This is a genomic window from Streptomyces sp. NPDC006711 (genome assembly GCF_042869775.1).
Lineage (GTDB): Bacteria > Actinomycetota > Actinomycetes > Streptomycetales > Streptomycetaceae > Streptomyces.
Window position 1 is genome coordinate 26926 of sequence record NZ_JBIAGO010000002.1, and the last position, 13205, is coordinate 40130.

General features: G+C 70.3%; 10 protein-coding genes. 6 read left to right on the top strand and 4 right to left on the bottom strand.

Features of this window, described 5'->3' with window-relative positions; translation table 11 throughout:
• Window positions 1-342 precede the first annotated feature (342 nt).
• Both ACFYM2_RS04200 and ACFYM2_RS04205 read left to right on the top strand, forming a co-directional pair.
• The gene (locus ACFYM2_RS04200; protein WP_388833168.1) at window positions 343-1563 is read left to right on the top strand and encodes an amidohydrolase; all 1221 of its coding nucleotides are present in this window, start codon (window positions 343-345) and stop codon (window positions 1561-1563) included.
• Between the two features lie 318 nt (window positions 1564-1881).
• The gene (locus tag ACFYM2_RS04205) at window positions 1882-2550 is read left to right on the top strand and encodes a hypothetical protein (RefSeq protein ID WP_388833171.1); all 669 of its coding nucleotides are present in this window, start codon (window positions 1882-1884) and stop codon (window positions 2548-2550) included.
• Between the two features lie 24 nt (window positions 2551-2574).
• On the opposite strand, the gene ACFYM2_RS04210 is transcribed toward ACFYM2_RS04205, so the two are convergent.
• A complete protein-coding gene (locus tag ACFYM2_RS04210; RefSeq protein WP_358996067.1) occupies window positions 2575-3165 on the bottom strand; it encodes a TetR family transcriptional regulator in 591 nt (196 codons plus the stop codon).
• A gap of 211 nt (window positions 3166-3376) precedes the next feature.
• On the opposite strand from ACFYM2_RS04210, the gene ACFYM2_RS04215 reads away from it, so the two are divergent.
• From ACFYM2_RS04215 to ACFYM2_RS04225, 3 genes are all read left to right on the top strand, one after another.
• Window positions 3377-4621: an MFS transporter gene (locus tag ACFYM2_RS04215; RefSeq protein WP_388833174.1), complete on the top strand. Its 1245-nt coding sequence runs from the start codon at window positions 3377-3379 to the stop codon at window positions 4619-4621.
• A 105-nt stretch (window positions 4622-4726) separates the two neighbouring features.
• The gene (locus ACFYM2_RS04220; RefSeq protein ID WP_388833177.1) at window positions 4727-5110 is read left to right on the top strand and encodes a nuclear transport factor 2 family protein; all 384 of its coding nucleotides are present in this window, start codon (window positions 4727-4729) and stop codon (window positions 5108-5110) included.
• A 595-nt stretch (window positions 5111-5705) separates the two neighbouring features.
• Complete coding sequence (locus ACFYM2_RS04225; RefSeq protein ID WP_358996076.1) at window positions 5706-6671, top strand: hypothetical protein; 966 nt, start codon at window positions 5706-5708, stop codon at window positions 6669-6671.
• Between the two features lie 138 nt (window positions 6672-6809).
• Here the strand turns inward: ACFYM2_RS04225 and ACFYM2_RS04230 are convergent, their stop codons facing one another.
• The 3 genes from ACFYM2_RS04230 to ACFYM2_RS04240 all read right to left on the bottom strand — a co-directional run bounded on the left by ACFYM2_RS04230 (window position 6810) and on the right by ACFYM2_RS04240 (window position 11114).
• Window positions 6810-7169 (bottom strand): hypothetical protein, encoded by a 360-nt coding sequence (locus ACFYM2_RS04230; protein ID WP_388456306.1) that lies wholly within the window; start codon window positions 7167-7169, stop codon window positions 6810-6812.
• Window positions 7170-7420: 251 nt separating this feature from the next.
• Window positions 7421-8944 carry a hypothetical protein gene (locus ACFYM2_RS04235; RefSeq protein ID WP_358996082.1) on the bottom strand — a complete coding sequence of 508 codons (1524 nt, stop codon included), beginning with the start codon at window positions 8942-8944 and terminating at the stop codon, window positions 7421-7423.
• A gap of 166 nt (window positions 8945-9110) precedes the next feature.
• Window positions 9111-11114: a BTAD domain-containing putative transcriptional regulator gene (locus ACFYM2_RS04240; RefSeq protein ID WP_388833180.1), complete on the bottom strand. Its 2004-nt coding sequence runs from the start codon at window positions 11112-11114 to the stop codon at window positions 9111-9113.
• Window positions 11115-11408: 294 nt separating this feature from the next.
• Here ACFYM2_RS04240 and ACFYM2_RS04245 point away from each other — a divergent pair, with 294 nt between their 5' ends.
• Window positions 11409-13190, top strand: a complete 1782-nt coding sequence (locus tag ACFYM2_RS04245; RefSeq protein WP_388833183.1) for a 2-isopropylmalate synthase — start codon at window positions 11409-11411, stop codon at window positions 13188-13190.
• The last annotated feature ends 15 nt before the right edge of the window (window positions 13191-13205 follow it).

The window sequence follows — 13205 nt, forward strand, 5'->3', positions numbered from 1 at the left end:
GGAGCTATCGGGGCGATTCGGCAACGCCGCGAGGTGCCGTGCCAGACGCCGCGCCCCCGGCCATGGTCCACCAGACACCCCCTAGGCCCTGCTTGTGTCCCGGTGGCCCGCACGCCACGTCTCCGCGTCGGCGGAACTCCTGCAACGCCTCGAGGACAGGCGCCCGCGAGTGGTCCATGCGTACCCCCAGCACGATCGCGCTCCCGACGGCGGCTGGCCGTCATGGTCGTCGTGTTGCACGAGTGCCGCAAACGAAACCGCCAGGTGTGGTGAACCCTGGAGGTGGCACTCGTGGGTGGACAGACGCGGCGGCGGTCGCGTGCCCGATACCGAGGAGGCAGGGTGTCTTTTTCCGTCGAGGACGATGGGGTCGGTGCCCGGCTCCGTGCGGACGTGGCCCAGCGGGCGGACGCCCTGTGGGAGGTGGCCCTGGCCCTGCACGAGGACCCCGAGTACGCCTTCGCCGAGCACCGGGCGGCGGCCCGTCTGACCGGTGAACTCGACAAGGCCGGGTTCGTGGTCGAGCACGGCGTTGCCGGGATGTCCACGGCGTTCACGGCCCGCTCGGGCCGGGGCAGGCCGGCCGTGGCGCTGCTGCTCGAATACGACGCCCTGCCCGGCCTCGGCCACGCCTGCGGGCACAATCTGATCGCCGCCGCCGGTCTGGGAGCGGCCCTCGCGCTCCGGTCGGTGCTCGGGGAGACGGCGGGGTGTGTGCTGGCCGTCGGCACGCCCGCCGAGGAGGGCGGTGGCGGGAAGGTCCTGGAGGCGCAGGCCGGAGTGTTCGACGACGTCGACGCCGCGCTGATGTTCCATCCGGGCGTGTACAGCTGGACCCGGGCGCCGCTGACCGCCCAAGTGCAGTACCGCGTGGCCTTCCACGGCCGCGCCGCGCACCCCACGGGCAACCCCGCCGAAGGCATCGACGCGCTCGCGGCCCTGATCGAGCTGTTCAACGTCCTCACGTCTCTGGGCCGGCGCCTGCCGGAGGCATCCCACATCCAGGGGATCATCACCAAGGGCGGCACGGCCACCAACATCGTCCCGGAGTACGCCGAAGGGCGCTTCGGCCTACGCGCCGCCACGAACTCGGCGCTGGACGCCCTGGTCGCGCAGGTGCGAGCCGCCGCGGACGGTGTCGCTCTGGCCACGGGGACCAGGGTTGAGGTCGAGCGCGCGACGTTGCGCTACGACCATTTCAACGACAGCGACGTCCTGTCCGAACGCTTCGCCGCGCACCTGGCCCACGCGGGGATCGACCTGACGCCGCCCAGGCCCGGGATCCAGCTGGGCTCGTCGGACATCGGCAATGTCAGTACGCGGGTGCCGGCCATCCACCCCTTCGTCGCGATCACGGACGAAGGATCCGACCACACCCCGGAGTTCGCCTCGGCGGCCGCCTCGCCGAGGGCCCGCTCGGTGCTCGTGGCGAGTGCCGGAGCGCTGGCGTGCACCGCCGCCGACGTCCTCATGGACGCGAGCCTGCGGCAGCGGGCGTGGGCACGGCACGGGGGCGAGGGCGAGAACGAAAACGGAGGCGAGGGCGAAAACCGGGGCCGCTGAAATTTCCCGTGGGACCGCGCAGGACGGCCGTGTCCTTTGCGCCCCCGCCGCGTTGAACAGCGCGACACGGAGAACTCCCTCCCGCCCCCTGTCGGCGGTTCGTGTGTACCGGCCCTGACGCCAACTCCCCCCAGGCGTCAGGGCCGACGCGCGCCCGGTGCCCCTGACGCCCTCGCCGGGGGTGTCGGCAGGCCCACCCCCCTTCGGTGTCCAGGCCCCGCGACGGGACGCGCCCGGCGTTGAAGAATTCAGCTCATCGAGCCGACGGGTCACTTGACCCACCGCGCGCACCACCACCGGCATCCACAGGGGGACACCATGAACGAACTTCTCGCCAGGCGCGTGGCGGGCGCCGCCGGCATCGCCACCGCGGCCGCCTTCATCGTCGAAGTGCCGCTGTACTTCGTCTACTCGGGGCCGCCGCCGGCCTCCAACGTCCTGGCCCGGCTGCTCATCGGGATCCTCGCCCTCGGCTTCCAGCTCGTCTTCGTGACGGCGTTCCGCGAAATGATCAAGGCGGCGGACCCCGCGTACGAATGGGTGGGTACGCTCGCCTTCGCCACCGGCCTCGTCTACACGACCATCACCCTGGTCTCCAGCGGACTCGAAGGGGGCGCGGTCATCGCTTCCGACCACCCCATCGACCCCACCATCGCCGTCAGCGGCACATACATCCTCTACGGGTCGGTCAACCGCCTCCTGCTGGCGATGTTCCTGACCGCCGTGGGATACGGCATCTCCCGTACGCGCCTGCTGCCGCGCTGGGCCCACCGCTCCGCCTTCGCGCTGGCGGCGGTCAATGTCGCCTTCGTGCCGTCGCTGTTCTTCGGCAACACCCCCGCGCACTTCTACGCGGCGAACGGCTGGGGCACGACGGCGCTGATGGGCGCGGTCTTCAGCTACTGGCTGCTCGCCCTGGGCATCAGCATCCACCGCAGCGCCACGCGCCGCGTCGGCCCGGGCGCGGTCGCCGCCCCGCGACACTGACACCGCGTCAAGAAGGGGGCTCCCTCAGCGGGGAGTCCCCTTGACGGATTGGGCGACCGCGACCGCGGCGGCCTTGACGCGGTCCATCGCGTCCGGGCCGTCACCCATGACCATCCGCGTCACCTGAGGAACGGCGAGCGGCCACCCGACCAGCGCGGTGAACATGAGGAGCAGCGCCTGGGGGTCGAGTTCCGCCGCCGCTTCGCCGCCCAGAGCGCCGGCCTTGCCGAGCGCCCGCGCCTTGTGCTGGTAGTGCTCGGTGCGGGCGGCCTCGTCGGGGACGGGCACGCCGGGGTGTTCGAGCGCTTCCCACAGCAACAGCCGCAGGATCGCCGGGTGGTCCTTGTGGTAGGTGAAGAGCCGGTCGACGTAGGTGGCGATGTCGTCCGACTCCGCCGGCGCCGGCACCGCCTGCGCCAGCTCCTCCAGCGCCCTGCCGAGGACGAGGGTGAAGAGCTTTTCCTTGTCTCCGTAATAGAGGTAGATGGCCTGTTTGTTCGCCTTGGCCTCACGTGCGATGCGGTCGACCCTGGCACCGGAGACCCCGTACTGGGCGAACTCCTCCAGTGCGGCCTGGTAGATCCGGTTCCTCGTCTGCTCTGATCGCGAGCTCACCCGGCGGCTCCTTCCTCGTCCGGCAAGTGTCACATGCCCACGCGCCGCTCCGGCCGCCCACCAGGGGGAACCGGTCCGGGCCGGGCGAAGGCGTAACTAAACCAACTGGTTGATTTAAACCAACTGGTTGATGTAAAACATAGGCGCAGCCCTCCCGAACTTCCCTGAGCACACCCCTCCCGAGCCTCCCACCCCTCCCCCAAGGACACCCATGTCGGACTTGGACACCGTCTCCGCCGCAGGGACCCCGGCGGCAACCGGGCCCCGCGCCGTTCCGTCCGTGCGCCCGCTTCTCTTTCTGGCCATGGCGATCTGTAGCGGCGCCACCGTCGCCAACGTCTATCTGGCCCAGCCGCTGCTCAACCTCTTCGCCGAAGGGCTCGGCGTCTCCTCCGCGTCGGCCGGAACCGTCGTCACCTGCGCCCAGTTCGGTTACGCCGCGGGCATCCTGTTCCTCGTCCCGCTCGGCGACGTCCACCGCCGCCGCCCACTGCTCACCGCGATGACCGCCGTCACCACCGCCCTGCTGCTCCTGGGCGCGGCCGCACCGAACCTGTCCGCGCTGGCCGCGGCCGCCGCCCTGATCGGCGGTGTCACCGTGATCCCGCAGATCCTGGTGCCGCTGGCCTCCGAGCTGGCCCCGCCCGCGCGCCGCGCCTCCGTCGTCGGGAACGTACAGATCGGCCTGATGACCGGCATCATCGGCTCCCGTGTCATCGGCGGCCTCGTGGGCGAAGCCCTCGGGTGGCGGGCGGTCTACGTCCTGGCCGCCGCGCTGACCGCGCTGACGGGCGCGATCACCCTGCTCCTGCTGCCACGGGAGGACGCCCGGCAGGGCATGCCGTACCGGCGGCTGCTCGCCTCCCTGCCCCGCCTGCTGCGTGAGGAACCGGCGCTGCGGCACGCCTGCGTCCTGCACGGCACCCTGTTCGGCGCGTACAGCGCGACCTGGACCACGCTCGTCCTGGTCCTCACTCAGGCGCCGTACGGTTTCAGCAGCGCTACCGCCGGGCTCTTCGGACTCCTCGGGCTGTCCGGCGCGTTCGCCGCTCCTTGGGCCGGCCGCTTCATCGACCGCCGGAGCCCCGGCCCCGTCATCACCGCGGCCCTCGTCCTGACCCTCATGTCCGCAGGCGCCTACGCCCTCGGCGGCCACACCCTGGCCTTCATGATCGTGGCCGTGCTCCTGGTCAACATCGCCGTGCAGTGGAGCCAGATCGCCAACCAGGCCCGCGTCTTCAGCTATCTCCCCGGGGCCCGCAGCCGGGCCAACACCGTCTACATGGTCGCCGTCTTCCTCAGCGGCGCCATCGCGGCAGCCGTCGCGAGCGCCTGTTACGGCTCCTTCGGCTGGACCGGTGTCTGCGCCGTGCAGGCGGTGCTCGCGGGGTGCGGCCTGCTCGCCGTCCCGGTCATGCGCCGCTACGACCGTCGCCGCGCGGGCGCCACTGCCTGACCGCGCGTCGGACCACCGCGCGCCGCCTCAGAAGATCTCCGCCCAGGAAATCTCCACCAGAAAAACCTCCAGAGAACCCAGAGAACACAGAGAGAAAGAGCAACCGTGACCTTTCCGGCCATGCCCAAGTCCGTCCACCAGTTCTTCGCCGCGTCCCAGGCGGGTGACGCCGACGCGTGGGCCGAATCCTTCGCCGAGACGGCCACCTTCCACGACCCGGTCGGCGAGACGCCCATCGAGGGGCGGGAAGCCATCCGCGTCTTCATCAAGTCGGTCATACCGAACTTCGACCCGTTCCTCGGCCTTACGCCCCTGGAAGCACACACGGTCGGGAACTCCGTGGCCGTCTCCTGGCGCGGCGCCGCCGTCTCCCTCGACGACAAGCCCGTCAACTGGTCCGGCATCAACATCTACGAGATCGACGAGAACGGCCTCATCGGCGAGGCAAGGGCGTACTTCAACCGATCCGTCTTCGAAGTTCAGCTCTAGACCGTGAAGGGGCGGGGACGCGGGGCACCCGACCGCGTCCCCGCCCCTTCGCCAGCCCGGCGCGCGTGCACGGCCCAGGGGGCCGGACTTGAAGGTTCCGGTTGCGGGGCGGGTGTCGTGGAACAGGCGGCGGGCGCCGTGGAACAGGTGGAATAGGTGGCGCGGCCATCGAATCGCGCGCCGATACGATGATCGGCCGTTCGTGTGAGGGTATTGTGTATGCGGGTTGAACGGGTCGCCGCATGACCCGAGTTGGCCGCCGTCCTGGCAGGTCGTCATCCGAGCTCTCGTACGCGACCTCCGAAAGTGGCGCTGATGAACGTGTCGACCGGCGGTGGACCACCGCGAGGCCGGGCCACCGAGGTGGCTTTCCGCCACGCGAACTCCCTTACGCGTAGGGCGAGTTGCCCGACGCCGGGCGCTTCGCCCGCAGGGAGGCGCGGCCTGATCACTCACCACAACGACGCCACACACGCGGGTATGCGCATCGGAGGCGGAAGGGCCGTCCAGGCCCCTCGGCCCGGGCACGCGGTCACCACCGCGTCGGCCGCCTCCATGTCCGTATCCGGCGTGGTCCGACCAGGAGGCTGAGCGGATGACCCACCTGCCCGCACCCCGCGACGTCGGGAACCTGCCCGCGCCCCGCGACGGGGAAGGTCTTCCCGCGTCCCGCGAAGGGGCGAACCTGCCCGCGCTCAACGCGTCGCCGCTGGTCCGGCTCGACGCGTATGTGGCCGAGGACGGATCCACGGTGGTCAACGGCCACCTGGTGCAGATGGGCGGCACCCGACCGCCCAACGAGGCGATCCTCGACGCCGTCACCATGTTCGCCCGCACCCTGGGCGCTCCGGTGGCCGCGACCGTCATCGACCGTACGGTGCAGCAGGTGGCACGGCTGCGGGTGTACCCCGACGGATCGAGCCGCACCATCGCGGAAGAGGAGGACCTGCCGCCGGGACACGAGCGGATCGCCGCGGAGGAGGCGGCCTTCCCTCCCCTGGCCCGGGTCGAGCGGATCATGCAGCACGCGCAGCGCGAGGAGTTGCACGCCGCGTTCGTCCTGGCCAGCGCCCTGCGGGAGCACCTGACCCTGCGCAGGGGTGTGGAGGACGACCTGTCGCTCGAGGCGCGGGCGATCGAGGCGTACATGGCCTATCTGCGCGGCGACTACACCGTCTCGACCGTCCTCGCGCTGACCGTGGCGCGCATCCGGTGCCGCACCGATCTGACACGGGCCGCGCCCGAGGTGGCGCGCGCCACCGCCGCGTGGCAGCGGCTGTGGGACGAGGGCCAGGTGGCGGCCCGTGGCCAGGAACTGCTGCACATGTGGGAACGGCTCTCGGCGGAGGGCCTGGTGCAGCACCAGTCCCACCACGCCATGGCGCAGGCCGTGCGGACCCGGCTCGAACGGGGCGCCCCGTACGTCGAGGCGCCGCAGCAGGCCCCGGCGGCGGCCCTCACCGCGGCCCAGGGCCCGGCCGCCCCGGAGGACAAGCCCCTCAAGCCGACCCGCAGGGGGCTGCGCCGCTTCACCCGATGGCCGGGCCGATCGACCGACTGAGCCTGGCGCGCGGCCGGGCGGTGGCGCGTGCGCCCGGGCCGGCGCGGTCACCCACAGGCGGACCTGGGCCCCGCCCGCGTCCCGGCCTCGCCATTCGGTGACCGAGCCACGCCTGGCCGCGCGCTATCCCCAGGCGTCTCAGGCCGGCGCTATGGCGCGACGCCGCGGTTCCCCCTCGCCGAAGGAACTGTGCAGATTGATGCCGACGGAACACGGGATCGCCTGGAAGGGGCGGGGCTCGGGGAGCGTGGCCGATCCGGTGGACAGCAGAGCCTCGACCAGGGCCTCGCAGTGCCCCGGGTCCAGGACCACCTCGACGTGCTCACGGCTCTCCGCCGCCAGGCGGCCCATTTTGATCTGGATCCGCAAGGAGATGCTGCCGTCGGCGTCCGTCTGCGCCGTGATGAGACCGTCCACGACACCCGGGACCGCCGGCAGGCTCGCCGGCTGGTCTAGGCGGCCGGTCTTCTTCATGGGCGTCCGGTGCTGTTCCCTCATGTGGTTCCTCCCCTGAGTGTCCACCGCGAATGGCCGCGCTCGCCGCTGCCGCGCAGCCCCCGCCTTTCTGCGGCTCCCGTCACAACCAACGCCCCGACCATCACTGGTCCTGTCCTCACCCCATCCTCGGACCATCCTCAGCACACCAGGCGCACGTCACGCGCGGCACGCGGCACGGGAAACGCCGCCCCAGGGAACCGGGCTTCAACCCGCTTCCCTGGGACGGCAGTTCCCGTGCATGGGACGGACCGTCAGATCGTCTTCCAGACGGCGGCCAATTCCTCGGGAGCGTGCGGCGCCTCCACCCCCGCGAGGACGTGCGCCAGCACGCCGTAGCAGGACACGTCCGACGCGCCGACGGTCTCGCTCTTCGCCAGGTTCTTCTGGAGGCGGTAGAGCTGGGTGAAGGCCTGCTTGAGGTCCTGGCGCCCCAGCAGCCCCTTGATCTGGCCGGCCGCCTTGGCCGTCTCCGCGGAGAGGTCCTGTCCGGCCACGCACTCCCGTGCGGCGAGCCCTTCGTGCGCCTTGAGGAAGCGTTCGCACGGCTCGATGTGCTGCGGCTTGACCGACAGCGTGTCCAGCGGGCTGGCGCTGACGAGCAGAGCCAGGCCGAGGACGTCGTCCGGCACACCGGCGTCGACGCCCTTGGCCAGCTGCGCGTTGCTGACCACGACGACCTCGGGCGCGCTCTTGACCGCGGGCTCGAGCTCCGGTTCGGCCAGGAGCAGCCGCAGCGCGAGCAGGTCGTCCTCGACCCGGGTGGACGGCGTGACAACCGTGAGGTCGGACGAGCGCACATGCTGCTCCGCGCCGCGCAGGACAGGTGACAGCGTCACCGCGATCGGGTCGCCGCCCTCACCTCGGGAGGCGACCGTACGGCGCCGGGGGTCCCACGCCAGGTCGACTTCGCCCTCCGCGTCGATCGTGGCGATCCGGAACGTGCCCATACCGGAATCGGTGTACTCCTCCACAAGGCCCCGCTCGGCGACGGCCGCGAAGTACTTGGTCTTCGCCTCGCTGAACGGCAGTCCGTCCGTGGCGCCGGTGCGGAAGGCGAAACCGGACTTGATGAACGGGGGCTTCGGCCAGTCCGCCGGCGCGCCGTCGTAGTCCTCGGGCGCGAGCGAGAAGCGAACGGGGAGCCCGACCTTGCGGCTGAACTCCAGGTCGGCCGCGTTGTGACCCGGGTTGATCAGAACGGCGCCCGTTCCGAACTCCGGCTTCACCCAGTCCGCGACCCAGATCGGCAGGAGGTCGCCGGTGAGCGGGTGCCGGCAGAACCGACCGGTGAAAGCGGCCTCCTCGTCCGGTCCGAGACCGGTGCTGAGGGGGTGTCCCGGGTGCACCGCGATCGCGCAGGAACTGGGAAGCCCGGTCCAGTCGGTGACGAACGTCGTCAGGGACGCGGGGGTGGTGTCGGTGTCCTGCGCCTCGGCTTCGAGGGGGAACTGGAAGACGGCGCCGACGGAACGACGCGCCTGCTTGCGGTGGCGGGAGACCAGGGCAGGCGCCCAGGCCCCGTCCCCGTCCGCCACGACCCGGTCGCGTGCGGCGCGCGTGGGAACGTAACGGACCTGTCCCTCGGCGCCGACCAGGCCGGCCGCCTCGGCGACCTGGGTCACTGTCTCGGACGACCGCGCGGCGCCCTCGATCAGCGTGACGTCCTTGCCCTCAACTCCGCTCATCCGGCGCAGATATGAGCCCAGAGCGTCGCATCGAAGGTTCACCTCACGTGATTCCGGATCACGCAGGATCAGGACGGTTGTGCTGCTCACTCATGCCTCCAAGGCGCTTTATCTGTACGGAGGTTGACTCGCCGCGAGGCATTCCGGGCGGGTCGCGTGCAGTCTAACGTGGTCAATCCGGTACGAAGCGCACTTACCCGGCTCAACTACCGCGATCCCAGGTGTAGTTACGTCGCACGGATCGACCGCGCCGGGGTCAGCCGCTGGAACAGGCCGCAGCCCTCCGGAGCGGACCCGTGACCGATAACTCTCTTGGTATCCCGGCCACTTGGGCCGGGAGGCGGCCGTCGGTGACTCGCGTCGCGAGGAGCCGGTCACGCCCGACTTCCGGCCCGTCCATGACGTCGGTGGCGTCCGTGAGCTGCGCGGCGTACGCGTGGAGCAGTTCGTGTATGCGGTACCGGCCCGGGCCCATCGCCTCGATCAGGTGGGCGTCGACCAGCGATTCGAGCAGCTGATCGATGCGGGCCGCCGAAAGCCCGGTCAGCCGTGCCACCGTATGGGGTTCGATGTTGTCGCTGGGCAGGCGGCCGAGTACGCGGAAGACGTGTTGCTGACGGTAGGTCAGGCCGTCGTAGGACTGCTGGAAAACCTGCGTGATGCGGCCGTCCTCGTCGTCGAGGACGGACAGCCGTTGCCCTCCGTCGGCGAGCCGGGAGGCAAGGTAGGCAACGGTCCAGGAAGGCCGGTGGCACAGCTTGGCCGCGGCGATCCGAATCGCCAGGGGAAGCCCGCCGCACAGTCCGACGATGTCGTCGACGGCCGCCCGCTCCCGCCAGGCGCGTTTCTCCCCGGCGATCCGGCTGAACATCTCCCCGCCCTCGGCCGGCGACATCTCCTGGAGAGTGAGCTGACAGGTGGACATGAATTCGGTGAGCCGATTGCGGCTCGTCACGATGGTGAGAGAGCCGGGCGCACCGGTCAGCAACGGAAGGATCTGCTGCGTGTCCGCCACGTCGTCGAGCACGATCAGCGCGCGCCGGTCGGCCATGAGCCGCCGCCACGTGGTCGCCCGTTCCTCCAGACCGGCTGGAATACCGCGCGGCGGCACGCCGAGGCCGGACAGGAGAATTCCCAGGGCCGCCCACGCGGTCAGAGGCTGTTTGCCCGCCGAGCACGCGGACATGTCGACGAAGAGCTGGGCGTCCGGGCAGGAATCCGCCAGGTGGTACGCGGCGTGGACGGCCAGGGTGGTCTTACCGACCCCGGCCATGCCGTCTATGGCCACCACCGCGGGGACGCTCCCCGCCCCGCCCCGGGCGGCGCCCGCGGCCCGCGCCGCTTTCTCGATGAGTCGCTGTTCGAGAAGCCGGCCGGTGAAGTTTCCGCTCCTTGCGGGCAGGTTGTTGTGCCGCAGGGACTGGGCGCCATAGCCAGTTCTGCGCGTGCCATTCACCAGAATGTACTGATGGACTTCCCGCAATTCGGGTCCCGGGTCGACTCCGAGTTCTTCTTTGAGTCTCTGACGCGCCTGTTCATGAATGGTCAGGGCCCGGGCCTGGGAGCCGGAACGGTACAGCGCGAGCATCAACTGGGAAATGAGACGTTCTCGCAGTGGATGTTCGGCCACCCATAGGGCAAGTTCACCGACGATGGATTTGTGCTCTCCCTCTGCCAACTCCAGTTCGAAGCGTTCTTCAAGGACGGTCATGCGCAATTCGTTGAGCCCGTCCACCTGGGCCTGTAGAGCGGGCCTTTCAAGTCCGGCGAGCGCGGAGCCGCGCCAGAGGGAGAGTGCGGATCTGTATTCTTCCAGCGCGTCGGCGACGAGACCTTCCTTCACCAGGCGCCGGGCGCGGGCGACGCCACGCGAGAACACCTTCGCGTCCAGCCGGTCCTCGTCGATCCGCAACTGGTAGCCGTCTCCCGCCATGAGGAGCTGTTCGCCGATCTCCGGGTGGCTCCTGCGCAGGTCAGAGGCCGCGTTGCGGATCTGCTTGATCGCGGTGGGCGGAGCCTGGTGGCCCCATACCGTGTCGATCAACTGCGCGAGCGATACGGGCATGCCGCCGGCGAGCAACAGAGCACCGAGGAAGGCCTGCCGCTTGCTTCCGGGCAATCTGACCTGCCCTGAGGTGGTCCCTATTTCGAGTGGCCCCAGGATGCGATAATTCAGCACTGAACCCCCGTGTTGAAAGATGCTGACCACTGGCGCGTGAAGGTGGTCGTGAATTCTGCCGGTCAGGCTATCCAGGCCCATCGCGAGTCGATAGGGGCCATCCACTCCTTGGGACAGCCTGGGCCGGGGTCGCCGGGCGGGCCTGTCCATGGGGTCGCATGCCGATCATTCCAGCAGTCATATGCACCACAATCATCGATCATGAAAACTGGCTGATTTTCGCCGCAGTGGGCGGAGACGGAACCATAAGCGGAGCAGTTTGGTCCGTTTATGGCGGTGTCATCGGCCGCCGAGGATGCTTCGAGGATGGGGTGAGGACAGCGGAAGTGAGGGTCGGGGCGTTGGTTCTGTCGGATCCGTAGAGAGGCGGTTGGCGTGTCCGAGACTATGGCGAATCTGGTGGGTGGGGTGCGGGCGCCGGAGGGGCCGCGGCGCCCGGGGCAGCCGTGGTGGAACGCCCAGCGGGCGTCGTCGATGCCGATTCATCGCTACGAGCGCGTCGCGGACCGGGTGCCGGCCGGGGCCGGGGCCCGTGGCTGGCCCGCGCGGGAGATCAGGCACGCGCCGCTGTGGGCGTCGGTGGACCTGCGGGACGGCAACCAGGCGCTGGCCGTGCCGATGGACGCCGACCGCAAGGGGCGGATGTTCGACCTGCTCGTGAGCATGGGCTTCAAGGAGATCGAGGTCGGCTATCCGGCGGCCAGCCGGGCGGAGTTCGACTTCGTACGGGAGCTGATCGAGCAGGACCGGGTGCCCGACGACGTGACGATCGTCGTGTTCACCCCGGCCCGCCCGGAGCTGATCGAGCGCACCTTCGAGGCGCTGCGCGGGGCCCGGCGGGCCGTCGTGCACCTGTGCCTGGCGACCGCGTGCCTGTGGCGGGAGACCGTCTTTCACCTGTCGGCCGGCGAGTTGAAGGACTTCACCCTGCGAGCCGTGGACAAGGTGGCACGGCTCGCGGACACCATGCCGGGCGCGCAGCTCCGCTACGAGTTCTCCCCCGAGACGTTCAACGTCACCGAGCCGGACTACGCACTTGAGCTGTGCAACGCGGTCCTGACGCGCTGGGACGCCTCGCCCGACCGGCCGGTCACGCTCAATCTGCCGACCACCGTGGAGACGGACACGCCCAACGTCTTCGCCGACCAGATCGAGTGGATGCACCGCCACCTGGACCGCCGGGGCTCCGTGATCCTCTCCGTGCACCCCCACAACGACCGCGGCACCGCCGTGGCCTCGGCCGAACTGGCCCTGATGGCGGGCGCCGACCGCATCGAGGGCACCCTGTTCGGCAACGGTGAGCGCACCGGGAACGTCTGCCTTGCGACCCTGGCGATGAACCTCTTCAGTCATGGCATCGACCCCCAGCTCGACTTCTCCGACATCGACGCCGTGCGCCGCACGGTGGAGTCCTGCAACCAGATGCCTGTTCCCGCCCGCCACCCCTACGCCGGAGAGCTGGTCTACACGGCGTTCTCCGGGACCCACCAGGACGCCATCGCCAAGGGCCTGGCCGCCCTGGACGAGACGGCCCGCCGACAGGGCACAGGACCCGGCGCCCAGCCCTGGCAGGTCCCCTACCTCCCCATCGACCCGAGGGATGTCGGCCGCACCTACGAATCCGTCGTGCGCGTCAACTCCCAGTCGGGCAAGGGCGGTATCGCCCAGGTCCTCAAGTCCGACCACCACCTCGACCTGCCCCGCCAGCTGCGCGTGGACTTCGCCCGCACCGTCCAGCAGATCACCGACCGCACCGGTGCCGAGCTCACCCCGCACGACCTGTGGAAGGCGTTCACCGAGACCTACCTAGAGCCGCGCCCCTGGCTCCTGCTCAAGGAGTGCCGCCAGGAGGAGACCGCCCCCGGTGCGATCACCCTCCACCTCACCCTCGCCGACGCCGACGGGCGCGAAGTGGACACCACCGGTACCGGCGCCACGGCTCAGGACGCCGCCGCTGACGCGCTGACCCGGGCCGGCCACCCCGTGACGCTCCTGCACCAGCACAGCCACCCCCACCCCGACCACGGCACCGTCGCCTACACCCACCTCACGCACGAGAACACGGCCACGCACGCCGCCGCGCTGCACCACGACCCCGCCACCGCGGCCACCGCAGCCGTCCTCAACGCGGTCAACCGCAACCACGCCGCCTCCTGACGCCGATCTCGGCTT

Bases quoted from the DNA above. Each gene is read 5' to 3' on its own strand.
- ACFYM2_RS04225 (WP_358996076.1), top strand. From the start codon at position 5,706: ATGACCCACCTGCCCGCACCCCGCGACGTCGGGAACCTGCCCGCGCCC.
- ACFYM2_RS04240 (WP_388833180.1), bottom strand. From the start codon at position 11,114: ATGGGCCTGGATAGCCTGACCGGCAGAATTCACGACCACCTTCACGCG.
- ACFYM2_RS04205 (WP_388833171.1), top strand. From the start codon at position 1,882: ATGAACGAACTTCTCGCCAGGCGCGTGGCGGGCGCCGCCGGCATCGCC.
- ACFYM2_RS04215 (WP_388833174.1), top strand. From the start codon at position 3,377: ATGTCGGACTTGGACACCGTCTCCGCCGCAGGGACCCCGGCGGCAACC.
- ACFYM2_RS04230 (WP_388456306.1), bottom strand. From the start codon at position 7,169: ATGAGGGAACAGCACCGGACGCCCATGAAGAAGACCGGCCGCCTAGAC.